The following is a 22,857-nucleotide window of genomic DNA, read 5'->3' as shown; positions in this document are numbered from 1 at the left end:
CATGAGTCCTACCGGATCGCCGGCAACCACCGCCCTGCGCCATCGCACCGTGCTGTTGGACGAGGCCGTCGAGGCTCTGGTCTGGCGGCCGGATGGCACCTACGTGGACGGCACCTTCGGCAGGGGAGGGCACAGCCGGGCAGTTCTGGCCCGGCTGGGGCCAGACGGGACCATCGTCGCGTTCGACAAGGACCCAGCAGCAATCGCAGAAGCGGGCACCATCCAGGATGCCCGCTTCTCCATTGAGCACGAGAGCTTTGCAGCCATGGGCGAGCGCCTGGCCGGGCGTGGCCATGTGGCTGGCGTGCTCCTCGACCTGGGGATCAGCTCGCCCCAGATCGATGAGGCGGCGAGGGGGTTTTCCTTTCGTTTCGAGGGCCCGCTGGACATGCGCATGGACACCACGCGCGGCATCACTGCCGCCGAGTGGCTGGCGCAGGCGGAAGAGCAGGACATTGCCAGGGTGATACGAGACTATGGGGAAGAACGGTTTGCTGTACAGATTGCAAAGGCGATTGTTGCTCGCCGGCGCGAACCCGGCGATGGCGGACCTCTCGCCACTACTGCCGACCTTGCCGCGCTCGTGGCGAAAGCCGTCAAAACACGCGAGAAGGGTCAGGACCCTGCGACCCGCACCTTTCAGGCTCTACGGATTCACGTCAATCAAGAGCTTGAGGACCTCGAAAGAGGGCTGAAGGCCGCCTATGACCTGCTGCAGGTAGGAGGTCGCCTCGTGGTGATCAGCTTCCATTCGCTGGAGGACCGCATCGTCAAGCGGTTCATGGCGGCGCACGCCCGTCCCCAGCAGGATGCCGATCCGGCGCTGCGCCGCGCGCCGCTGCGCGCGGCCGACCTGCCGCAGCCGACGCTGCGCCTGCTGGGCCGCGTCAAGCCCGGCGCACAGGAGATTGCCGACAACCCGCGCGCGCGCTCGGCCGTGATGCGCGTGGCCGAGAAGCTGGCACCGGCCGCAGCGGGGACGGTACCGGCATGAACCGGCTGACCTTCTTCCTCCTCGCCGCGCTGATCTTCTGCGCGCTCTCGCTGGTGAGCGCGCAGCACCAGGCGCGCACGCTGTTTGTCGCGATGGAGCGCGCGCAGTCCGAGGAGAAGCAACTCGACGTCGACTGGTCACGGCTGCAATACCAGCAAAGCGCGCTGGGCAAGAGCGCGCGCATTGCCGATGCCGCGCGCACCCAGCTGCGCATGGCGCCGGTCATGGCGGGCAGGACCCAGTACCTGTCGGGTATCGCGCTGCCGCAGGCGGCGCCGGCCCCGGTCGCCGCGGCTGGCGCATCCGCTCCCGCCGGGGAGGAGCGTCCATGACCATGGCCCGCAGCGGCGCCGCCTCGCGCAACCGCCCGAACAACTCGCGTCCGCGTACCGGCCAGTTCTCGGCCAGCCCCGTGCTGGGCCTGCGCCTGCCGATGTGGCGCTCCAAGTTCGTGGTGTTCCTGATGTTCGGGGCGTTCGTGGCGCTGGCTGTCCGCGCCCTGTGGATCCAGGGCCCGGGAAACCAGTTCTATGAAGCGGAAGGCAAGAAGCGCTTCCAGCGTACGCTCGAGCTGCCCGCCACGCGCGGCAAGATCCTGGACCGCAACGGCCTGGTGCTGGCGACCAGCCTGCCGGTCAAGGCGATCTGGGCCGTGCCCGAAGACGTGCCCAACCAGGTCGAGGCCGCCAAGATCCGCCAGCTCGCCAGGCTGCTCGACATGTCCGAGAAGGACCTGGGCCGCAAGCTGTCGGAAGACAAGAGCTTCGTCTACCTGAAGCGCCAGGTCCAGCCGGACGTGGCGGAGAAGATCGCCGCGCTCAAGATCGAGGGCGTGCACCAGACCCGCGAATACAAGCGCTTCTACCCGGAAGGCGAGGCGATGGCGCACATCGTCGGCTTCACCAATGTCGAGGACCGCGGCCAGGAAGGCGTGGAACTCGCGCGTGAAGCTGGCCTGGCCGGGCGTGCCGGCGCGCGCCAGGTGATCAAGGACCGCCTGGGCCGCGTGGTCGAGGACGTCGGCATCATCAAGACGCCGCGCGACGGCGCGGACATGCAGTTGTCGATCGACGCCAAGATCCAGTACCTGGCCTACAACGAACTGAAGGCCGTGGTCGAGCGCAGCAAGGCCAAGGCCGCCAGCGCGGTGGTGCTCGACGCCCAGACCGGCGAAGTGCTGGCGCTGGCCAACTGGCCGACCTACAACCCGAACGACCGCACCCGGCTGTCGGGCGAGCAGCTGCGCAACCGCGTGCTGACCGACACCTTCGAGCCGGGTTCGATGATGAAGCCGATCACCATTGGCCTGGCGTTGCAGCTCAAGCGCGTGACGCCATCCACGGTAGTCGTTACCACCGGCAAGTACAACTTTGAGGGCGCCACCATCAGCGACACCCACAACTACGGCGCGCTGACCGTGGGCGGCGTGATCCAGAAGTCGAGCAATATCGGCACGACCAAGATCGCGATGATGATGAAGCCCCAGGAAATGTGGGACATGTTCACCAGCGTCGGCCTCGGGCAGGCGCCCAAGATCGGCTTCCCGGGCGCCGTGGCGGGTCGCGTGCGCCCGTTCAAGAGCTGGCGCCCGATCGAGCAGGCCACCATGTCGTACGGCTACGGCCTGTCGGTGTCGCTGTTCCAGATGGCGCATGCCTACACGATCTTCGCTCATGACGGCGAGATTATCCCCGTGTCGATGTTCCGGACCAACGGCCCGGCCACCGGCGAGCGCATCCTGACGCCGCAGGTTGCCCGCGACGTGCGCGCCATGCTCGAAACCGTGACCGCACCGGGCGGCACCGCGCCCGAGGCACAGGTGATGGGCTACCGCGTCGGCGGCAAGACCGGTACCGCCTACAAGCACGAAGGCCGCGGCTACAACCGCAGCAAGTACCGCGCGTCGTTCATTGGCCTGGCGCCGATGTCCAACCCGCGCGTGATCGTGGCCGTCAGCGTGGACGAGCCGACGGCCGGCAGCCACTACGGCGGCGCCGTGGCCGGTCCGGTCTTCGCCGCGATCACCGGCGGCACGCTGCGCGCCCTGAATGTCCAGCCCGACTCGCCGATCCGCCAGTTGGTGGTCAGCGACAAGGTGCAGGAAAGCGAACCGTGGAGCTCGACACAATGACGGCCAAGCCGCTGCTCCCGCTCGAGATCACCGCACAGGCCAGCGACGCGCTGGCCTGGCTGCGTACCAAGGTGTCGGCCAATGCGCAGCTGACCGGCGACACGCGCCGGCTGGCGCGCGGCGACGTCTTCCTGGCCTATGTGCTCGGCAACGAGCGCCTGTCCACCGACGGCCGCCCGCATATCGCCCAGGCCATTGCCGCCGGCGCCGGCGCCATCCTCTATGAGGCCGATGGCTACGACTGGTCCTTCGGCGACACGGTGCCGCACCTGGCACTGGAGAACCTGTACCAGCTGGCCGGCCCGATCGCCGCCGGCTGGCACGGCAATCCGGTGCGCGGGCTGGCGGTGACCGGCATTACCGGTACCAATGGCAAGACCTCGTGCAGCCAGTGGCTGGCTCGGGTGCTGCAGGCCACCGGTACGCGGTGCGCGACCATTGGCACGCTCGGCACCGGTTTCCCGGATGCGCTGCACCCGACCGGCTTCACCACGCCCGACGCCGTGCAACTGCAGGCCAGCCTGGCCAGCCTGCACGACGCCGGCGCGCGCGCGGTCGCGATGGAAGTCTCTTCGCACGGACTCGAGCAGGAACGCGTGGCCGGCACGCATTTCTCGGTGGCGGTCCTGACCAACCTGACGCAGGATCACCTCGACTACCACGGCACCATGGCCGAGTACGAGGCCGCCAAGGCGCGCCTGTTCGGCTGGGACGGCCTGCGCACCGCCGTGATCAACCGCGACGACGGCATGGGCCGCCGGCTGCTGGCGGCCAATGGCGCGGCCATCCACGCGCCGCACGTGATCGAATACGGCATCGACGGCCCGGCGGGCGCGTCGGTCAGCGGCGCGCGCGGGCGGTGGCTGCGCGCCACCGGCGTGCGCGCGACGGCGACCGGCACCGCTTTCCATATCGATGGCAGCTTCGGCAGCGCCGACGTGGCGACGCCGATGATCGGCGCGTTCAATGTCAGCAACCTGCTCGCGGTGCTGGGGGCGGCGCTGGCCAATGGCGTGGCCTGGGATGCCGCGCTGGCGGCACTGCGCGCACTCGCGCCCGTGGACGGCCGCATGGAGTTGTTCGGTGCCCACGGCGGCCAGGACAGCCCGCTGGCCGTGGTCGACTACGCGCACACGCCTGACGCGCTTGAAAAGACGCTCGAAGCGTTGCGCCCGGTTGCCCAGGCGCGCAATGGCCGCCTGTGGTGCGTGTTCGGCTGCGGCGGCGATCGCGATCCGATCAAGCGTCCGCTGATGGGCGCCGTGGCCGAGCGGCTGGCCGACGAGATCGTGCTGACCAGCGACAACCCGCGCAGCGAGGAGCCGCAGGACATCCTCGACGCCATTGCCGACGGCATGGCTGACCGCGCACGCGGGCGCCAGATCGAGGATCGCGCCGCTGCCATTCTTTATGCAATCAAGCACGCGGCCGGTGCCGACGTGGTGCTGGTGGCCGGCAAGGGCCACGAAGCCACGCAGGAGAGCCATGGCCGCAAGCGGCCGTTCTCGGACCGCGAGCATGTACGCCTGGCCCTCGCCGCGCGGGGGGTATCGGCATGAGCCATTCAGTGATGACCAGTTTGCAGAAAGCCGCCGGCTGGATTGCCGGCGCGCGTGTTTTGGGCGATGGCACCCGCGGCTTTGCCCGCGTGCATACCGACAGCCGCACGGTCGAGCCGGGCGACCTGTTTGTCGCGCTCAAGGGCGAGCGTTTCGACGCGCATGATTTCATTTCCGACGTGGTCGCGCGCGGCGCCGCTGCCGTGCTGGTCAGCCGCGAGGTCGATGCCGGCGTGCCGGCGATCGTCGCGCCCGACACGCGCATCGCGCTGGGCGAACTCGGCGCCGGCTGGCGCCGCCAGTTCACGCTGCCGGCGGTAGCGGTAACCGGCAGCAACGGCAAGACCACGGTCAAGGAAATGATCGCGGCGATCTTCGCCGCGGCCGTGGGCGCAGACCAGCGCCTGGCGACCGGCGGCAACCTGAACAACGACATCGGCCTGCCGCTGACGGTGCTGCGCCTGCGCGCTTCGCACCGTCTCGCCGTGCTCGAACTCGGCATGAACCATCCGGGCGAGACGGTCTACCTGGCCGGCATCGCCCAGCCGACCGTCGCCGTGGTCACGAACGCCCAGCGCGAGCACCAGGAGTTCATGGTCAGCGTGGAAGCCGTCGCCCATGAGCACGCCGCGGCGATTGCCGCACTGCCTGCCGACGGCGTGGCTGTGTTTCCGCTCGATGACGAAAGCGGTGGACAGCATGCCGCCATCTGGCGCGCGGCTGCCGGCACGCGCCGCGTGCTCAGCTTTGGCACCGCGCCCGAGGCCGACGTGCACGCCACCGTGGCACTGGTCGACGGCGTGCAGGTGATGCAGGTCCGCGCGCCGGGCCATGGCTTCGAGATCCGCCTCGGCCTGCTCGGCACGCACAACGTGCGCAATGCGCTGGCGGCAACGGCCTGTGCGTTGGCCGCCGGCGTGCAGGTGCCGGCGATCCAGGTAGGCCTGGCCGCGTTCAAGCCCGTCAAGGGCCGTCTGCAGGTCAAGCACACGCCGGGCGGCACCGTGGTCATCGATGACACCTACAACGCCAACCCCGATTCCATGCGCGCCGCCATCGACGTGCTGGCCGGGTTTGCCGCGCCGCGCCTGCTGGTGCTGGGCGACATGGGCGAAGTGGGTGACCAGGGACCGGCCTTCCACACGGAGATCGGCGCCTATGCGCAGGCGCGCGGCATCGAAGCGCTGTGGGCGATCGGGGAACTGGCTCCGCACGCCGTGCAGGCATTCGGCGCGCAGGGCAGGCATTTCGGCCGGGCGGAGGATCTCGCCCGGGCGCTGGAGGAAGACGCAGGGGGCATGGTGGCCAGGGCTGGCGCCGTGCTGGTGAAGGGATCGCGCTTTATGCGCATGGAACGGATGGTGGATGCGCTGGTCGCAGACACTTCCGCACACTAAGTAAGAAAACACGATGTTATTGGCTCTGGCCCAGTGGCTGCAAAACGATTACAGCTTCCTTCGGGTCGTCAACTACCTGACCTTCCGCGCGGTGATGGCCAACCTCACCGCGCTGCTGATCGGCCTTGGGGCCGGTCCGTGGGTCATCCGCAAGCTGACCGAACTGAAGGTCGGCCAGGCCGTGCGCACCATCGGCCCGCAGACCCACCTGGTCAAGTCCGGTACGCCGACCATGGGTGGCGTGCTGGTGCTCGTCTCCATCGCCATCTCGACGGTGCTGTGGTGCGACTGGGGCAACCGCTTTATCTGGGTGGTGATGCTGGTCACGCTGGGCTACGGCGCCATCGGCTGGGTCGACGATTACCGCAAGGTGGTCTATCGCGACCCGCGCGGCATGTCGAGCCGCGAGAAGTTCTTCTGGCAGACGCTGATCGGGCTGGTCGCCGCCGTCTACCTGGCGTTCTCGGTGTCCGAAAGCAGCAACGTGCGGGTCTGGGACCTGTTCCTGAGCTGGGTCGAGGGCGGACTGTCGCTGGACATGCCGTACAAGTCCAACCTGATCGTGCCCTTCTTCAAGGAAATCAGCTATCCGCTGGGCGTGGCCGGCTTCATCGTGCTGACCTATCTGGTAATCGTCGGCTCGAGCAACGCGGTGAACCTGACCGACGGGCTGGACGGGCTGGTGATCATGCCCGTGGTGCTGGTCGGCAGCGGGCTGGGCGTGTTCGCCTACGTGATGGGCAGCTCGGTCTACAGCAAGTACCTGCTGTTCCCGCACATTCCCGGCGCCGGCGAGCTGCTGATCTTCTGTTCGGCGATGGCCGGCGCGGGCCTGGCCTTCCTCTGGTTCAACGCGCACCCGGCACAGGTTTTCATGGGCGATGTCGGCGCGCTGGCGCTGGGCGGCGCGCTTGGCACGGTGGCCGTGATCGTGCGCCAGGAAATCGTGCTGTTCGTGATGGGCGGCATCTTCGTCGTGGAAACCTTGTCGGTGATGCTGCAGGTCACGTGGTTCAAGATCACCAAGCGCCGCTATGGCGAAGGGCGAAGGCTCTTCCGCATGGCGCCGCTGCACCACCATTTCGAGCTGAGCGGCTGGAAGGAGACGCAGGTCACCGTGCGCTTCTGGATCATCACCATGCTGCTGGTGCTGATCGGGCTGTCCACGCTGAAGCTGCGCTGATCCGGGCGCTTCTTATCTAGACAACAGGATTACTGAACTCAAAAGGCGGGAATACGAAGTGTTTGGCGAGCTGCAAAAACCTCATGTGCTGGTACTGGGCCTCGGCGAATCGGGGCTGGCCATGGCGCGCTGGTGTGGCCTGAACGGCTGCGCGGTGCGCGTGGCCGACACGCGCGAGGCGCCCGCCAACCTTGTGTTCCTGCAGGCCGAGCTGACGTCGGCCGGGTTCGTGGGCGGTCCGTTCGCCGAAAGCCTGCTCGACGGCATCGGCCTGGTGGCGATCAGCCCGGGCCTGTCGCCGCTGGAGGCCGATACCGGTGCGCTGCTGGCCGCCGCGCGTGCGCGCGGCATTCCGGTGTGGGGCGAGATCGAGCTGTTCGCGCGCGCGCTCGCGCACCTGCAGGCCGAGTCCGGCTACGCGCCGAAGGTGCTGGCGATCACCGGCACGAACGGCAAGACCACCACCACGGCGCTAACCGGGCGCCTGGTCGAGCGTGCGGGAAAGAGCGTGGCGGTGGCTGGCAATATCAGCCCGTCGGCACTCGACAAGCTGTCGGCCTGCATCGCTTCGGCCACGCTGCCGGATGTGTGGGTGCTGGAGCTGTCGAGCTTCCAGCTTGAAACCACGCACACGCTGGCGCCGCACGCGGCGACCGTGCTCAATATCACGCAGGATCACCTCGACTGGCATGGCTCGATGGCAGCCTATGCCGCGTCCAAGGCGCGCATCTTCGGCGCGGCCGGCACGGCCTGCGTGCAGGTGCTGAACCGCAATGACCGTCTGACCATGGACATGGCCCGCCCGGGCACGGCGCCGGTGACGTTCGGCGCCGACCTGCCCGAGACGACCGGCAGCTTCGGCGTGCTGCGCGAGGGCGGCATGCCCTGGCTGGTGCTGGCCGAACCGGACACGGAAGCCGATACGCAAAGCAAGCCACGCCGCCGCAAGGCCGACGCCGCCGCGCAGGAAGCCGTGGCGGTGCGCCACAAGCGCCTGATGCCGGCCGACGCGCTCCATATCCGCGGCATGCACAACGCCACCAACGCCATGGCGGCGCTGGCGCTGTGCCGTGCCATCGACCTGCCGCTCAACGCGCTGCTGCATGGCCTGCGCGAATACCGTGGCGAGCCGCACCGCGTGGAGTGGGTCGCCACCATCGATGACATCGAGTATTTCGACGACAGCAAGGGCACCAACGTGGGCGCCACGGTGGCCGCGCTGTCGGGCCTGGACAAGCGTGTCGTCCTGATCGCCGGCGGCGAAGGCAAGGGCCAGGACTTCTCGCCGCTGGCCGCGCCGGTGGCGCAGTACGCGCGCGCGGTGGTGCTGATCGGCCGTGCGGCCGGTGAGCTGCGAGCTGCCCTGCAGGGCAGCGGCGCGTCGCTGGTGGATGCCGCCACGCTCGAAGAAGCCGTCAACAAGGCTGCAGAACTGGCCGAGCGCGGCGATGTCGTGCTGCTGTCGCCGGCCTGCGCCAGCCTCGACATGTTCCGCAACTATGTGCACCGCGCCGAAGTGTTCCGCGCCGCGGTGGAAGAACTGGCCCTGTCGCGGGGGATCATGCCATGAGTGACTCGCAGGTCAAGCGCAGCGGATTCATCGGCGCCACCATCGGCAACGCCTGGGGTGGCCTGCGCGATGCGGTTTCCGGCGTCAAGCCGACCCGCTCGCGCATGATGGAGTACGACCAGCCCCTGCTGTGGGTGGCGATCGTGCTGCTCGCGCTCGGCCTGGTGATGGTCTACTCGGCCTCGATCGCGCTGCCCGATTCGCCGCGCTACGCGAATTACCGCGAAAGCCACTTCCTGGTGCGGCACCTGTTCGCGCTGCTGATCGGGCTCTCGGTCGGGCTCGCGGCGTTCCAGATCCCGGTCAAGGTGTGGGACCGCTACGCACCCAAGCTCTTCATCATCGCGCTGGTGTTGCTGGTGCTGGTGCTGGTGCCGTTCGTCGGCAAGGGCGTGAACGGCGCGCGCCGCTGGATTCCGCTCGGCATCATGAACTTCCAGCCATCGGAGCTGATGAAGCTCGCGGTGGTCCTGTACGCGGCCAACTACACGGTGCGCAAGCAGGAGTGGATGCAGACCGTGGCCAAGGGCTTCCTGCCGATGGGCGTGGCCGTGGTGGTGGTGGGCATGCTGCTGCTGCTCGAGCCCGACATGGGCGCGTTCCTGGTGATTGCCGCGGTGGCCATGGGCATCCTGTTCCTGGGCGGCATCAACGGCAAGCTGTTCGCCGGGCTCGTCGGCGTGGCGATCGGCGCGTTCGCGCTGCTGATCACCTTGTCGCCATGGCGGCGCGAGCGGATCTTTGCGTACCTGAACCCGTGGGAAGAGAGCAACGCGCTCGGCAAGGCCTACCAGCTCACGCACTCGCTGATCGCCTTCGGGCGCGGGGAGTGGACCGGCGTCGGCCTCGGCGGCAGCATCGAGAAGCTGCACTACCTGCCCGAAGCGCACACCGACTTCATCCTCGCCGTGATCGGCGAGGAGTTTGGCTTTGTCGGCGTGCTGGTCGTCATCATCCTGTTCTACTGGCTGGTGCGCCGCGCGTTCAACATCGGCCGCACCGCGCTGCAGCTCGACCGCACCTTTGCCGGCCTGGTGGCCAAGGGCATCGGCGTGTGGATCGGCTGGCAGACCTTCATCAACATGGGCGTGAACCTGGGCCTGCTGCCGACCAAGGGGCTGACGCTGCCGCTGGTCAGTTACGGCGGCTCCGGCATCCTGATGAACTGCATGGCGCTGGCGATCCTGCTGCGCATCGACTATGAAAACCGTGTGCTGATGCGTGGAGGGAAGGTATGACGCAGCAGCGCACCTTGCTCGTGATGGCCGGCGGCACCGGGGGACACGTGTTCCCGGGGCTGGCGGTCGCGCACGCGCTGCGCGAGCAGGGCTGGAAGGTGGTCTGGCTGGGCAACCGCACGGGCATGGAAGCCACGCTGGTGCCCAAGCACGATATCCCGATGGAGTTCATCCAGTTCGGCGGGCTGCGTGGCAAGGGCCTGCTGACCAAGTTCCTGCTGCCGCTGAACCTGCTGCGCGCGTTCTGGCAGAGCATGGGCGCGCTGCGCCGCGTGCGCCCGAGCGTGGTGCTGGGCATGGGCGGCTATATCACGTTCCCGGCGGGCATGATGGCCTCGCTGCTCGGGCGCCCGCTGGTGCTGCACGAGCAGAACTCCATCGCCGGCCTGGCCAACAAGGTGCTGGCAAAGGTGGCCGACCGCGTGCTGTGCGCGTTCCCGGACACGCTGCCCGGCAGCGAGTGGACCGGCAACCCGGTGCGCGAGGAAGTCGCCCATATGGCCGGGCCGCAGGCACGCTATGACCAGCGTACCGGTCCGCTCAACGTACTGGTGGTGGGCGGAAGCCTGGGCGCCGCAGCGCTCAACGAAGTCGTGCCGAAGGCCATCGCCATGCTGCCCGAAGGGCAGCGTCCGGTGGTGATGCATCAGGCCGGTGCCAAGCAGATCGACACGCTGCGTGCGAACTATGCCGCCGCGCAGGTGTCTGCTCAAACCGTGCCTTTTATCGACGACATGGCGAAGGCGTATGCCGACGCCGACCTGGTGATCTGCCGCGCGGGCGCGATGACGGTTTCCGAAGTGGCGGCCGCCGGCGTGGCGGCGCTGTTCGTGCCGTTCCCGCATGCGGTGGACGATCACCAGACGACCAACGCGGAATTCCTGGCGAAGCAGGGCGCGGCCCTGCTCGTGCAGCAAAAAGAACTGACGGCGGACGGACTGGCGCAGACCATCGCCAGCCTGAACCGGCCGCAACTGAAGGACATGGCGCGCCTGGCGCGCGGACTGGCCAAGCCTGAGGCGACCCGGCGCGTAGCCGAGGTATGCACTCAGATGGCCAGGGACTGAAGCCCAATACATGTAGTGACTCAATGAAGCATATCGTCAAAAACATCCACTTCGTAGGCATCGGCGGCGCCGGCATGAGCGGCATCGCGGAGGTCCTGCTGAACCTGGGCTACAAGGTCTCGGGTTCCGACGTGGGCAGCAACGCCGCCACGCGGCGCCTGGCCTCGCTGGGCGCCACGGTCATGCACGGGCATGACGCGGCCAATATCGCAGGCGCCAATGCCGTGGTGGTTTCCACCGCCGTCAGCGGCGACAACCCCGAAGTGCTGGCCGCCCGCGGCAAGCGCATCCCGGTGGTGCCGCGCGCGGTGATGCTGGCCGAGCTGATGCGCCTGAAGCAGGGCGTGGCCATCGCGGGCACGCACGGCAAGACCACCACCACCAGCCTGGTGGCCTCGGTGCTGGCCGAAGGCGGGCTGGACCCGACCTTCGTGATCGGCGGCCGCCTGAATTCCGCGGGCGCCAACGCGCGCCTGGGCACGGGCGACTTCATCGTGGCCGAGGCGGACGAATCCGACGCCTCGTTCCTCAACCTGTTCCCGGTCATCGAGGTCATCACCAATATCGATGCCGACCACATGGACACCTACGGGCACGACTTTGCGCGGCTCAAGCAGGCGTTCATCGAGTTCACGCAGCGCCTGCCGTTCTACGGCATCGCCGTGCTGTGCGTGGACGACCCGAATGTGCGCGAGATCCTGCCGTTCGTGTCCAAGCCCGTGGTGCGCTACGGCTTTGCCGAAGATGCGCAGATCCGTGCGGTCAATGCGCGCGCCGTCGACGGCCAGATGCATTTCACCGTGCTGCGCCAGCTCAATGGCCATTCGGAACCGGCGCTGGATGTGGTGCTGAACCTGCCGGGCCTGCACAACGTGCAGAACGCGCTGGCCGCGATCGCCATCGCCACCGAACTCGAAGTGCCCGATGCCGCCATCGTCAAGGCGCTGCGCGAGTTCCACGGCGTGGGCCGCCGCTTCCAGCGCTACGGCGAAGTGGCGACGGCGGACGGCACCGGCACGTTCACGCTGGTGGACGACTACGGCCACCACCCGGTGGAAATGGCCGCCACGCTCGCTGCCGCGCGTGGCGCGTTTCCGGACCGCCGCCTGGTGCTGGCGTTCCAGCCGCACCGGTTCACGCGGACGCGCGATTGTTTCGAGGATTTCGTCAAGGTGCTCGGCACCGTTGACGCGCTGTTGCTGGCCGAGGTCTATGCCGCCGGCGAAGCGCCGATTGTCGCGGCCGATGGCCGCGCCCTGACCCGTGCCCTGCGTGTGGCAGGCAAGGTCGAACCTGTATTCGTGGAGCAGATGGAAGAAATGCCGCAGGCCATCATGAGTGCCGCCCGGCCCGGCGATGTGGTCGTGACCATGGGAGCCGGCACGATCGGCGCGGTGCCGGGACAAGTGGTCTCGCACCAGCAGCCGCTGCAGGCGGGAGGTACGGCATGAGCTTCGTCGCCAATCCCAAGATCGACCCGAAAACGCTGGGCAAGGTCGGCGTGCTGTATGGCGGCCGCTCGGCCGAGCGCGAGATTTCGCTGATGTCCGGCAGCGGCGTGCTGGCCGCGCTGCAGTCGCGCGGCGTGGACGCGCATGGTTTCGACCCGGGCAAGCAGGGTGTCGCCGAACTGGCCGCGGCCGGCTTTGACCGCGTCTTCATCGCGCTGCACGGCCGCTACGGCGAAGACGGGACCATGCAGGGCCTGCTGGAGCAGCTCGGCGTGCCGTACACCGGCAGCGGCGTGCTGGCTTCGGCGCTGGCCATGGACAAGGAGGCGACCAAGCGCCTGTGGATGACGCATGACCTGCCGACGCCGCGCTTTGCCATGCTGCACGCCGACACAGACTTCGATGCCGTGGTGGCCGATCTGGGCCTGCCGCTGATCGTCAAGCCGGCGCGCGAGGGTTCGTCGATCGGCCTGAGCAAGGTCACCGACGCGTCGCAGATGCGGGAAGCCTTCGAGAAGGCGGCGGCGCTGGACAACGACGTCATTGCCGAGACTTTTGTCGACGGCGCCGAGCTGACCTGCCCGCTCGTTGGGGAGGGCGCCACGGCCGAAGCGCTGCCGGTCATCCGCATCGTCGCGCCGGATTCCAACTACGACTATCAAAATAAGTACTTTACTGACGATACCCAATATCTGTGCCCGTCAGGTCTGAGCGCCGAAGTCGAGCGCGAAGTGCAGCAACTGGCGGTGCAGGCCTACCGCGTGCTGGGCTGCCGTGGCTGGGCGCGCGCGGACGTGATGCTGCGCGCCGACGGCAAGCCTTTCCTGCTTGAAATGAATACCTCGCCGGGCATGACCGGCCATTCGCTCGTGCCGATGGCCGCGCGCGCGGCTGGCATCAGCTACGAGGATTTCGTCATGCAGGTGGTGGCCGCCGCGACGCTGGACCTGCATCCGAACGAACACTGGAAACCCGAATAACCCTGGCAAGACCGTACCGGACGAACTCGCACCATGTGGCATAACGCTCGCCTGCTCAACCTGATCGCCTCCGCGCTCTACGCGCTGGTGGCGCTGATGGCGCTCGCGGCCGGTTTGCTGTGGCTGGCGCAGCGGCCGGTGTTCGCCATTACCCATGTGGTCGTGGCGCCGATGGACGGCGGCGCGCTGCGCCACGTCAACGCGCCGAGCGTACGGGCCAATGCCGTGGGCAAGCTGGCCGGCAACTTCTTCACCCTGGACCTGAACGCGGCAAGGCAGGTGTTCGAATCGGTGCCCTGGGTGCGGCGCGCGAGCGTACGGCGCGAATGGCCCAACGGGCTGGCCGTGGAAGTCGAGGAACACGAAGCGCTGGGCACCTGGGGCTCGGCCGACGGCGGCAGGCTGGTCAACACCTATGGCGAAGTGTTCGTCGCCAATACCGCCGAAGCCGAGGAAGACGCCCAGCTGCTGGCGCTGGATGGCCCGCCCGACAGCGAAGGCGACGTGATCGAGAAGCTCGAGGTCATGCGCGAATGGTTCAAGCCGCTCAAGGCCGAGCCCATGGCGGTGGCGCTGTCCGGCCGCTATGCGTGGCGCACGAAGCTGTCGAACGGCATGGTGGTGGAACTGGGCCGCGAGCAGAACGACGAAGAGCGGGCCGCGATGGAACAGCGCGTGAAGCGCTTCGTTGCCGCGTGGCCCCAGGTCACAGAGCAGTGGGGCAAGCAGATCGACTACGCGGACCTGCGCTACCCGAACGGGTTCGCAATCCGCACGGCCAGCGCCCGCTTCCTGACCGACGCGCAGGCCGCGGCGGCGGCGAAGGCCAAGGCGGCAGGCACGGCAACAACAGCAACTGGTACTTCCAACAACAATCCGACGCGACTGAAGAGCAAGAACGCGGAGAAAACCCGATGAGCAAGGAATACAAGGACCTGTTGGTCGGTCTCGATATCGGCACCTCGAAGGTGGCGGCCGTGGTGGCGGAACTGCGCCCCGACGGCAGCTATGAGGTCATCGGGATGGGCCAGTCCGAGTCCAAGGGTCTGAAGAAAGGGGTCGTGGTCAACATCGAGGCCACTGTGCAGTCGATCCAGAAGGCGCTGGAAGAGGCCGAGCTGATGGCCGACTGCAAGATTGCCGAAGTGTTCACCGGCATCGCCGGCAGCCATATCCGCAGCTTCAATTCCAGCGGCATGGTGGCCATCAAGGACAAGGAAGTCACGCAGACCGACGTGGCGCGCGTGATCGAGACCGCCAAGGCGGTCAATATCCCGACCGACCAGCAGATCCTGCACATCCTGACGCAGGAATTCATCATCGACGGCCAGGAAGACGTGCGCGAGCCGATCGGCATGAGCGGCATCCGGCTGGAAGTGAAGGTGCATATCGTCACCGGCGCGGTCAGCGCGGCGCAGAACATCGTCAAGTGCGTGCGCCGCTGCGGCCTGGAAGTGCATGACCTGATCCTGCAGCCGCTGGCTTCGAGCCTGGCGGTGCTGACCGAGGACGAGAAGGAACTGGGCGTGGTGCTGGTCGACATCGGCGGCGGCACGACCGATATCGCCATCTTCAGCGAGGGCGCGATCCGCCATACGGCCGTGATCCCCATCGCCGGTGACCAGATCACCAACGACATCGCCATGGCGCTGCGCACCCCGACGCCGGACGCCGAGGACATCAAGATGCAGTACGGCATTGCCAAGCAGGCCATTGCCGATCCGGAAGACATGATCGAAGTGCCCGGCGTGGGCGACCGCGGCACGCGCACGCTGTCGCGCCAGGCGCTGGCGGCGGTGATCGAGCCGCGCATCGAGGAACTGTATTCCCTGGTGCATCAGGTGGTGCGTGAATCGGGCTACGAAGAGCTGCTGTCGTCCGGCGTGGTGATCACCGGCGGCACGGCGATGATGCCGGGCATGGTGGAGCTTGGCGAGGACATCTTCCTGAAGCCGGTGCGCGTGGGCGTGCCGGAGTACCGCGGCAACCTGCACGAGGTCGTGAAGAGCCCGCGCTATGCCACCGTGATGGGGCTGCTGCTCGAAGGCCGCGTGCAACGCATGCGCGGACGCAAGGTGGCAGTGCAGAGCGGCTCGGTCAAGCAGGTGTGGGGCCGCATGAAGGAATGGTTTGTCGGCAACTTCTGACGTGAAGCTTGTCTGACGAAAGCAAAGTCGCGCTGTCTTGCCGATCGTGTCTACCACGGCAGGAATGGCGCGTTGAAGGGAACAATTTCATTTAATCGGTTTCTTGTTCAGGAACCAGGGGTTGCGGCGGGGAGGCTGCAAAGTCTGGGGACTGATTTTTCTCGGAGGCAGTGATGGACTTTGACATGATCGAAACGGAAGTGATGGACGGCACCATCATCAAAGTGGTGGGCGTGGGCGGCGCGGGCGGCAATGCCGTGCAGCACATGATCAGCCGCGGCGTGCAGGGTGTCGAATTCATCTGCATGAACACCGACGCGCAGGCACTGAAGCGTTCGACCGCTTCGCGCGTGCTGCAACTGGGCAATTCCGGCCTGGGCGCTGGTGCCAAGCCGGAAGTCGGTCGCAACTGCGCCGAGCAGGCCCGCGAGCAGATCGCGGACGCGCTGCGCGGCGCCCACATGGTCTTCATCACTGCCGGCATGGGCGGCGGCACCGGTACCGGCGCCGCACCGATCGTGGCGCAGGTGGCCAAGGAGATGGGCATCCTGACCGTGGGCGTGGTCAGCAAGCCGTTCGAGTTCGAAGGCGCGCGCCGCGCCAAGGTGGCCGAACACGGCTCGAGCGAGCTGGAAAGCTCGGTCGATTCGCTGATCGTGGTGCTCAACGAGAAGCTCTTCGAAGTCATGGGCGATGACGCCGAGATGGACAAGTGCTTCCAGTGCGCGGACGACGTGCTGCACAACGCCGTGGCCGGCATTGCCGAGATCATCAATGTGGACGGCCTGGTGAACGTCGACTTCGAAGACGTGAAGACGGTGATGGGCGAGCAGGGCAAGGCCATGATGGGCACGGCCACCGTGTCGGGCGTGGATCGCGCCCGCCTGGCAGCCGAGCAGGCCGTGGCCAGCCCGCTGCTCGAAGGCGTGGATCTGTCCGGCGCGCGCGGCGTGCTGGTCAACATCACCGCCAGCCGTTCGCTCAAGCTGTCGGAAACCAAGGAAGTCATGAACACCATCCGCAGCTACGCCGCGGAAGACGCGACCGTGATCTTCGGTACGGTGTATGACGATGCGATGGGCGATGCCCTGCGCGTGACCGTGGTGGCGACGGGCCTGGGCCGTTCGGCCAAGAAGCAGCAGCCGATGACCCTGCTCAAGACCGGCACCGACAACATCCCGGTGCAGATGATGGCCGGCATGGCTGCCGCCGCCACGCATCATAGCTCGCCGGATTACAGCGGCCTGGATACCCCGGCCGTGTGGCGCAGCTCGCGTGAATCGGCGTCGGCCCACGTGGCCGCGCTGCAGGAGAAGGGTGTCGATACGTACGACATCCCGGCCTTCCTGCGCAAGCAGGCAGACTGAGCCGGAGCGGCCGGATCCAGCATCGCAGGGCCGGTCCCTGACGGCTTGCGCGTCCTTGTCGCGAAGCACGCAGCGCTCCCTATCCGCGCGTGCCTTGCATGGACCGTGTGAACCGCCCGGGCTGCCGGTGATGCCGCGTCCGCGCTGAACCGCCTCCGTTCACATCCTGTCGCCGGGACGGGCGGCCGCTGGCCGCCTCCCCGGACTGGTTCCCGCCTTCCCGGTCGGGATGTGCCGTCGTCCGCGCGGCGCGCTGCAAGGCGCGCCGCGCGGACGTTTTTGTAGCAAGCTGTATCGAATTGCCACCGGATGTCATGGGTCTTGGACGAGAGCGCCCGGGAGCCTATGATTGCCGGCAGGCTTTACCCCCCATTCCTTTTGACAGGGTGCCAATCACCATGATCGCTGTCGGACAACGCGTCCCGGACGCCACGCTGCAAGAATTCTTCGATACCCAAAGCGAAGGCTGCTCGCTCGGTCCCAATGCCTTCCGCGTGTCGGACCTGGTCAAGGGCCGCAGGATCGTGGTCTTTGCCTTGCCCGGCGCCTTCACGCCGACCTGCTCGGCCAAGCACGTGCCTGGCTACGTGGCCGAGGCACAGGCGCTGCGCGACGCGGGCGTGGACGAGGTCTGGTGCGTGTCGGTCAATGACGCCTTCGTGATGGGCGCCTGGGGCCGCGAGCAGCACACCGAAGGCAAGGTGCGCATGATGGCCGACGGAAGCGCAGAATGGACGCGAGCGCTGGGCCTGGACCAGGATCTCTCCGCGCGCGGCATGGGCGTGCGCTCCAAGCGCTACGCGATGGTGCTCGACGATGGTGTGGTGACCCATCTGCAGGTGGAAGCACCCGGTGAATTCAAGGTCAGCAGCGCGGAATTCATGCTCGAGGCGTTGCGCGGCTGACACAAATCAGTAAATCGGTGTGCTGCATCGACAACTTCGTGTGCCTGTATTAACACACCGAAACAAAGAGGCTTAGCGGGATTTCCCTAGCAGTGGTAAAATCACTTAATCGACTAAGAAAACCTGATAGGTTTTAATAATATTGAGGCCGCCATGCTCAAACAGCGCACCATCAAGTCCCTGGTGAAGACGGTCGGTATCGGTCTGCACTCGGGTCGCAAAGTGACGCTGACCCTGCGGCCGGCCCTGGCCGACACCGGTATCGTTTTCACCCGCGTAGACCTGCCCGAAGCCGTGGAGATTCCCGTGGCCGCCGGAGCCATCGGCGACACGCGCCTGGCATCGGTGCTGCAGAAGGATGGCGCGCGCGTTTCCACGGTCGAGCACCTGATGTCGGCTTGCGCCGGCCTGGGCATCGACAACCTCTATGTCGACGTCGACGCCGAGGAAATCCCGATCATGGACGGCAGCGCGGCATCGTTCGTGTTCCTGCTGCAATCGGCCGGTATCGAAGAGCAGAACGCCGCCAAGCGTTTCATCCGCGTGAAGAAGGCCGTGGAAGTGCGCGAGGGCGACAAGCTGGCGCGCCTGGAACCGTTCTTCGGCTTCAAGCTCTCGTTCACGATCGACTTCCGCCATCCGGCTGTCGACAAGACCGGCCAGAACTTCTCGATCGACTTCGCCGATACCAGCTACGTGCGCGAGATCGCCCGTGCCCGCACCTTCGGCTTCGCGCATGAGGTCGAGGCGCTGCGCGAAATGGGCCTGGCCCGTGGCGGCAGCCTGGACAACGCGATCGTGCTGGACGAGCATCGCATGCTCAACAACGAAGAGCTGCGCTACGGCGACGAGTTCGTGCGCCACAAGATCCTGGACGCGATCGGCGACCTGTATGTCGTCGGCCATCCGCTGATCGGTTCCTATGTCGCGCACAAGTCGGGCCACGGCCTGAACAACCTGTTGCTGCGCGCGCTGCTGGCGGACCAGGAGGCTTATGAGCTGGTCACGTTCGACCGTGTCGAGGACGCTCCCACCGCGTTCCTGCCGCAGGTGCAGCCCGCGTTTGCGTGATTGCGGCAGGCGTCGAAAAAAGAAAACCGGCCCAGGCCGGTTTTTCTTTTTGTGATCCTACCGATGATGCGACAGCAGGGTCTTCAGTGCATCCTGCAGCGGTGACGGCGGCAAGCTGCGCGCCAATTCGTCCAGGCTGGCAAGCCCGACTGCCGTCATCTGCCCGTTGGTCCGCGGCCGCACCACGGGACCGGTATCCCAGTCGCTGTGGCGCGTTGCCTCGGGTTGTACCCGTACCCGGATGGCAGAAACCTGCGAGCCCCGCTCCTGCAGGCGGGACAGCAATGTCGGCACGACCTGGCGCACACGCGCCGCCGCGGCGCCATGCGCGGCCAGCAACAGCAGTACCTGTTCCTGCTGCGGTCCGCGGCCATCGCGCTTGATCCCGGCGACGGCAATGCCGTTGCGCATGGCAGGTGGCAGCAGCGACAGCACCTCCGCTTCCAGCGACGCGAGTTCCCGCGCGGTCTGCATCAGCGCGGAAACCGGACCGGCCTTGGCCAGCCAGTCGTTGAGAGGCTTGGCCGCCGGAGTCTTCAGGGCGTGGTGGGTGAACAGGCGCATCTGTAGATTCTAGCAAGCCGGCAGGGCAGCGTTCCGGCCGACATCCGGCGCGCGGCGGGCCGCACCTGCCTTTGACCAATCCATGTGAACGGCGTGCCACGCAATCGGCACGGCTTTCTGCGGGCGGCCGCGGAGCCTCCTGTGACGCCGATTGCGACGCGCCAGGCGGCTGGCGATTGAACCTTGCCGGTTCGTCCCGATCTTTCGATAGATCAAGTCCCGCCGGGGCCCGTCGGGCTTTGGTAACACGGCCGCACCCGTCCCGGCCGCGACCCCGGCACATGATAAACTCGGCGTTTTGCGCCAATCTATCCATGCCTGGCACGGCTGGGGCCGCCCGTACGCGGGTCGCCGGTCCGGCCCGCGCAGGTGAAAGCACTCGATGATCACGGGCCTTCTCAAGAAAGTCTTCGGCAGCCGCAATGAGCGGCTGATCAAACAATACCGCCGCACGGTGGAGCAGATCAACGCGCTGGAGCCGAAGTTCGAGCAGCTCTCCGACGACGACCTGCGCGGCATGACGGAGACCTTCCGGCAGCGCCATGCGGGTGGCGAGTCGCTCGAGGCGTTGCTGCCAGAGGCCTTCGCCGTGTGCCGCGAGGCCAGCAAGCGCGTCATGAAAATGCGCCACTTCGACGTGCAGATGATCGGCGGCATGGTGCTCAATGACAACAAGATCGCCGAAATGCGCACCGGCGAAGGCAAGACGCTGACCGCGACGCTGGCCGTGTACCTCAATGCCCTGACCGGCAAGGGCGTGCACGTGGTGACCGTCAACGACTACCTGGCCCAGCGCGACGCCGAGTGGATGGGGCGCCTGTACAACTTCCTGGGCCTGTCGGTGGGCGTGAACCTGTCGCAGATGGCGCATGACCAGAAGCAGGCCGCGTACAACTCCGACATCACCTACGGCACCAACAACGAGTTCGGCTTCGACTACCTGCGCGACAACATGGTCTATGATCCGTCGCAGCGCGTGCAGCGTCCGCTGAACTACGCGATCGTCGACGAAGTGGACTCGATCCTGATCGACGAGGCCCGTACCCCGCTGATCATCTCGGGCCAGGCCGAGAACCAGACCGATCTCTACCAGCGCATGAACGGCATCCCCAGGCTGCTGGAGCGCCAGATCGGCGAGGAAAAGGCCGACGGCACGGGCGTGGAGAAGCCGGGCGACTACTTCGTGGACGAGAAGGGCCACCAGGTCTACCTGACCGAGGCCGGCCACGAGAAGGCCGAAGAGATCCTGGCGCAGCAGGGCCTGATCGGCGAGGGCGAGTCGCTCTACGCGCCGCAGAACATCACGCTGATGCACCACCTGTACGCCGCCCTGCGCGCGCACAGCCTGTTCCATCGCGACCAGCACTACGTGGTGCAGAACGACGAGGTCGTCATCGTTGACGAATTCACCGGTCGCCTGATGACCGGGCGCCGCTGGTCCGACGGCCTGCATCAGGCTGTCGAGGCCAAGGAAGGCGTGTCCGTCCAGCAGGAAAACCAGACGCTGGCGACCATCACCTTCCAGAACTACTTCCGGATGTACACCAAGCTGGCGGGCATGACCGGCACGGCGGATACGGAAGCCTACGAATTCCAGGAAATCTATGGCCTGGAAGTGGTGGTGATCCCGACCAACCGGGCGGCCCAGCGCAAGGACCTGCAGGACCAGATCTACAAGACGTCCAAGGAGCGCTACGACGCCGTCGTACGCGACATCCGCGACTGCTACGACCGTGGCCAGCCGGTGCTGGTCGGCACGACCTCGATCGAGACGTCCGAATACCTGTCGGACCTGCTCAACAAGGAAAAGCTGCCGCACCAGGTGCTCAACGCCAAGCAGCACGAGCGCGAGGCCGAGATCGTGGCCCAGGCCGGCCGTCCGAAGATGATCACCATCGCCACCAATATGGCGGGCCGCGGGACCGACATCGTGCTCGGCGGCAACGTGGAGAAGCAGGCCGGCTTCATCGAGATCGACCCGAACCTGTCCGACGGCGACAAGGCCGCGCGCATCCAGCAGCTCAAGGATGAATGGCAGTCGCTGCACGAGCAGGTCAAGTCCTTCGGCGGCCTGCATATCGTCGGCACCGAGCGCCATGAATCGCGCCGTATCGACAACCAGCTGCGCGGCCGTGCCGGCCGCCAGGGCGACCCGGGTTCGTCGCGCTTCTACCTGTCGCTGGACGACCAGCTGCTGCGCATCTTCGCGGGCGACCGCGTGCGCGCCATCATGGAACGCCTGAAGATGCCCGAGGGCGAGCCGATCGAAGCCGGCATCGTCACGCGCTCGATCGAATCGGCGCAGCGCAAGGTGGAAGGCCGCAACTTCGACATCCGCAAGCAGCTGCTGCAGTACGACGACGTGGCCAACGACCAGCGCAAGGAAATCTACAAGCTGCGCAACGACGTGCTGGAAGCCAATGACGTCGGCGAAATGGTCAAGAACCTGCGCGAAAGCGTGCTGATCGAGCTGTTCCGCGAACAGGTGCCCGCCGACACCATGGAAGAGCAATGGGACATCGCCGGCCTGGAAGCTCGCCTGCGCGACGACTGGGGCCTGGAGCTGCCGCTGGCCAAGACCATCGAAGGCGCCCAGAGCATCGAGGATGAAGAGCTCCTCGACATGATCCTGAAGGCCGCCGAGGAGCGCTACGAAGGCAAGGTGGCCATGGTCGGGCGCGAATCGTTTGCCGGCTTCGAGCGCTCGGTCATGCTGCAGAGCATCGACACGCACTGGCGCGAGCACCTGGCCGCACTGGACCACCTGCGCCAGGGCATCCACCTGCGCGGCTATGCGCAGAAGGACCCGAAGCAGGAATACAAGCGCGAGTCCTTCGAACTGTTCGCGCGCCTGCTGGACGTGATCAAGAACGAAGTCACGCGCGTGACCTTCAACGTGCAGATCCAGTCGCCGGAAGAACTGGAACAGGCTTCGGAGCAGATCGAAGAAGGCCTGTCGCACCTGGAGAACGTGCAGTACAAGCACGACGAGTTCGCCGAGGGCCGCGAGCCCGTGGAAGACGCGCCGTCGCCGCGCACCGGCGCCGCCGTGGCCGCGGAAATGGCGCTGGCCGGCATGGCCAAGGTGGGCCGCAACGATCCTTGCCCGTGCGGTTCGGGCAAGAAGTTCAAGCAGTGCCACGGCAAGCTAAGCTGATCCTGGCGCCAGCCGGACCATGCACGACGGCCCTCGCCGCCACGGCGGAAGGGGCGAAGAGGTAACGACATGCCCG

18 protein-coding genes are annotated in these 22,857 nt (G+C 66.8%); 17 read left to right on the top strand and 1 reads right to left on the bottom strand.

Features of this window, described 5'->3' with window-relative positions; genetic code table 11:
• Position 1 precedes the first annotated feature (1 nt).
• The 16 genes from rsmH to lpxC all read left to right on the top strand — a co-directional run bounded on the left by rsmH (position 2) and on the right by lpxC (position 19,060).
• Positions 2–994: a 16S rRNA (cytosine(1402)-N(4))-methyltransferase RsmH gene (gene rsmH / locus KHO22_RS04330; protein ID WP_211945860.1), complete on the top strand. Its 993-nt coding sequence runs from the start codon at positions 2–4 to the stop codon at positions 992–994.
• Entirely contained in the window at positions 991–1,326 is a 336-nt protein-coding gene (gene ftsL / locus KHO22_RS04325; protein WP_211945859.1) for a cell division protein FtsL, read from the top strand. The genes rsmH and ftsL overlap by 4 nt, the downstream gene beginning before the upstream one ends.
• Positions 1,323–3,125, top strand: a complete 1,803-nt coding sequence (locus tag KHO22_RS04320; protein WP_211945858.1) for a peptidoglycan D,D-transpeptidase FtsI family protein — start codon at positions 1,323–1,325, stop codon at positions 3,123–3,125. Before ftsL ends, KHO22_RS04320 begins: the two co-directional genes overlap by 4 nt.
• Positions 3,122–4,684, top strand: a complete 1,563-nt coding sequence (locus tag KHO22_RS04315) for a UDP-N-acetylmuramoyl-L-alanyl-D-glutamate--2,6-diaminopimelate ligase (RefSeq protein WP_211945901.1) — start codon at positions 3,122–3,124, stop codon at positions 4,682–4,684. Before KHO22_RS04320 ends, KHO22_RS04315 begins: the two co-directional genes overlap by 4 nt.
• A complete protein-coding gene (locus tag KHO22_RS04310) occupies positions 4,681–6,081 on the top strand; it encodes a UDP-N-acetylmuramoyl-tripeptide--D-alanyl-D-alanine ligase (RefSeq protein WP_211945857.1) in 1,401 nt (466 codons plus the stop codon). The genes KHO22_RS04315 and KHO22_RS04310 overlap by 4 nt, the downstream gene beginning before the upstream one ends.
• A 13-nt stretch (positions 6,082–6,094) precedes the next feature.
• Entirely contained in the window at positions 6,095–7,264 is a 1,170-nt protein-coding gene (gene mraY / locus KHO22_RS04305) for a phospho-N-acetylmuramoyl-pentapeptide-transferase (protein WP_211945856.1), read from the top strand.
• A 58-nt stretch (positions 7,265–7,322) separates the two neighbouring features.
• A complete protein-coding gene (gene murD / locus KHO22_RS04300; RefSeq protein ID WP_211945855.1) occupies positions 7,323–8,834 on the top strand; it encodes a UDP-N-acetylmuramoyl-L-alanine--D-glutamate ligase in 1,512 nt (503 codons plus the stop codon).
• Positions 8,831–10,072, top strand: coding sequence for a putative lipid II flippase FtsW (ftsW, locus tag KHO22_RS04295; protein WP_211945854.1), 1,242 nt, complete (start codon positions 8,831–8,833; stop codon positions 10,070–10,072). The genes murD and ftsW overlap by 4 nt, the downstream gene beginning before the upstream one ends.
• Positions 10,069–11,139, top strand: a complete 1,071-nt coding sequence (gene murG / locus KHO22_RS04290) for an undecaprenyldiphospho-muramoylpentapeptide beta-N-acetylglucosaminyltransferase (RefSeq protein WP_211945853.1) — start codon at positions 10,069–10,071, stop codon at positions 11,137–11,139. Before ftsW ends, murG begins: the two co-directional genes overlap by 4 nt.
• Positions 11,140–11,162: 23 nt before the next feature.
• Positions 11,163–12,590 (top strand): UDP-N-acetylmuramate--L-alanine ligase, encoded by a 1,428-nt coding sequence (gene murC, locus KHO22_RS04285; RefSeq protein WP_211945852.1) that lies wholly within the window; start codon positions 11,163–11,165, stop codon positions 12,588–12,590.
• The gene (locus tag KHO22_RS04280; RefSeq protein WP_211945851.1) at positions 12,587–13,570 is read left to right on the top strand and encodes a D-alanine--D-alanine ligase; all 984 of its coding nucleotides are present in this window, start codon (positions 12,587–12,589) and stop codon (positions 13,568–13,570) included. The genes murC and KHO22_RS04280 overlap by 4 nt, the downstream gene beginning before the upstream one ends.
• 33 nt (positions 13,571–13,603) lie before the next feature.
• A complete protein-coding gene (locus tag KHO22_RS04275; RefSeq protein ID WP_211945850.1) occupies positions 13,604–14,488 on the top strand; it encodes a cell division protein FtsQ/DivIB in 885 nt (294 codons plus the stop codon).
• Positions 14,485–15,717: a cell division protein FtsA gene (gene ftsA / locus KHO22_RS04270; RefSeq protein ID WP_211945849.1), complete on the top strand. Its 1,233-nt coding sequence runs from the start codon at positions 14,485–14,487 to the stop codon at positions 15,715–15,717. The genes KHO22_RS04275 and ftsA overlap by 4 nt, the downstream gene beginning before the upstream one ends.
• Positions 15,718–15,890: 173 nt before the next feature.
• Positions 15,891–17,084: a cell division protein FtsZ gene (ftsZ, locus tag KHO22_RS04265; RefSeq protein WP_211945848.1), complete on the top strand. Its 1,194-nt coding sequence runs from the start codon at positions 15,891–15,893 to the stop codon at positions 17,082–17,084.
• Positions 17,085–17,482: 398 nt separating this feature from the next.
• Positions 17,483–17,989 carry a peroxiredoxin gene (locus KHO22_RS04260; protein WP_211945847.1) on the top strand — a complete coding sequence of 169 codons (507 nt, stop codon included), beginning with the start codon at positions 17,483–17,485 and terminating at the stop codon, positions 17,987–17,989.
• Positions 17,990–18,142: 153 nt separating this feature from the next.
• A complete protein-coding gene (gene lpxC / locus KHO22_RS04255) occupies positions 18,143–19,060 on the top strand; it encodes a UDP-3-O-acyl-N-acetylglucosamine deacetylase (protein ID WP_211945846.1) in 918 nt (305 codons plus the stop codon).
• 57 nt (positions 19,061–19,117) lie between these two features.
• Here the strand turns inward: lpxC and KHO22_RS04250 are convergent, their stop codons facing one another.
• A complete protein-coding gene (locus tag KHO22_RS04250; RefSeq protein WP_211945845.1) occupies positions 19,118–19,624 on the bottom strand; it encodes a DciA family protein in 507 nt (168 codons plus the stop codon).
• Between the two features lie 382 nt (positions 19,625–20,006).
• Here KHO22_RS04250 and secA point away from each other — a divergent pair, with 382 nt between their 5' ends.
• Positions 20,007–22,781 carry a preprotein translocase subunit SecA gene (gene secA / locus KHO22_RS04245; RefSeq protein WP_211945844.1) on the top strand — a complete coding sequence of 925 codons (2,775 nt, stop codon included), beginning with the start codon at positions 20,007–20,009 and terminating at the stop codon, positions 22,779–22,781.
• The last annotated feature ends 76 nt before the right edge of the window (positions 22,782–22,857 follow it).

Origin of the sequence: Cupriavidus yeoncheonensis, assembly GCF_905397275.1 — a bacterium.
GTDB lineage: Bacteria > Pseudomonadota > Gammaproteobacteria > Burkholderiales > Burkholderiaceae > Cupriavidus > Cupriavidus yeoncheonensis.
Note: the sequence above shows the minus strand (reverse complement) of the source record. Positions and strands in the feature narration are given on the sequence as shown.

Excerpts from the sequence above, each read along its gene's own strand:
- rsmH (WP_211945860.1), top strand. The coding sequence starts at position 2 with ATGAGTCCTACCGGATCGCCGGCAACCACCGCCCTGCGCCATCGCACC.
- ftsL (WP_211945859.1), top strand. The coding sequence starts at position 991 with ATGAACCGGCTGACCTTCTTCCTCCTCGCCGCGCTGATCTTCTGCGCG.
- KHO22_RS04320 (WP_211945858.1), top strand. The coding sequence starts at position 1,323 with ATGACCATGGCCCGCAGCGGCGCCGCCTCGCGCAACCGCCCGAACAAC.
- KHO22_RS04315 (WP_211945901.1), top strand. The coding sequence starts at position 3,122 with ATGACGGCCAAGCCGCTGCTCCCGCTCGAGATCACCGCACAGGCCAGC.
- KHO22_RS04310 (WP_211945857.1), top strand. The coding sequence starts at position 4,681 with ATGAGCCATTCAGTGATGACCAGTTTGCAGAAAGCCGCCGGCTGGATT.
- mraY (WP_211945856.1), top strand. The coding sequence starts at position 6,095 with ATGTTATTGGCTCTGGCCCAGTGGCTGCAAAACGATTACAGCTTCCTT.
- ftsW (WP_211945854.1), top strand. The coding sequence starts at position 8,831 with ATGAGTGACTCGCAGGTCAAGCGCAGCGGATTCATCGGCGCCACCATC.
- murG (WP_211945853.1), top strand. The coding sequence starts at position 10,069 with ATGACGCAGCAGCGCACCTTGCTCGTGATGGCCGGCGGCACCGGGGGA.
- murC (WP_211945852.1), top strand. The coding sequence starts at position 11,163 with ATGAAGCATATCGTCAAAAACATCCACTTCGTAGGCATCGGCGGCGCC.
- KHO22_RS04280 (WP_211945851.1), top strand. The coding sequence starts at position 12,587 with ATGAGCTTCGTCGCCAATCCCAAGATCGACCCGAAAACGCTGGGCAAG.
- KHO22_RS04275 (WP_211945850.1), top strand. The coding sequence starts at position 13,604 with ATGTGGCATAACGCTCGCCTGCTCAACCTGATCGCCTCCGCGCTCTAC.
- ftsA (WP_211945849.1), top strand. The coding sequence starts at position 14,485 with ATGAGCAAGGAATACAAGGACCTGTTGGTCGGTCTCGATATCGGCACC.
- ftsZ (WP_211945848.1), top strand. The coding sequence starts at position 15,891 with ATGGACTTTGACATGATCGAAACGGAAGTGATGGACGGCACCATCATC.
- KHO22_RS04260 (WP_211945847.1), top strand. The coding sequence starts at position 17,483 with ATGATCGCTGTCGGACAACGCGTCCCGGACGCCACGCTGCAAGAATTC.
- lpxC (WP_211945846.1), top strand. The coding sequence starts at position 18,143 with ATGCTCAAACAGCGCACCATCAAGTCCCTGGTGAAGACGGTCGGTATC.
- KHO22_RS04250 (WP_211945845.1), bottom strand. The coding sequence starts at position 19,624 with ATGCGCCTGTTCACCCACCACGCCCTGAAGACTCCGGCGGCCAAGCCT.
- secA (WP_211945844.1), top strand. The coding sequence starts at position 20,007 with ATGATCACGGGCCTTCTCAAGAAAGTCTTCGGCAGCCGCAATGAGCGG.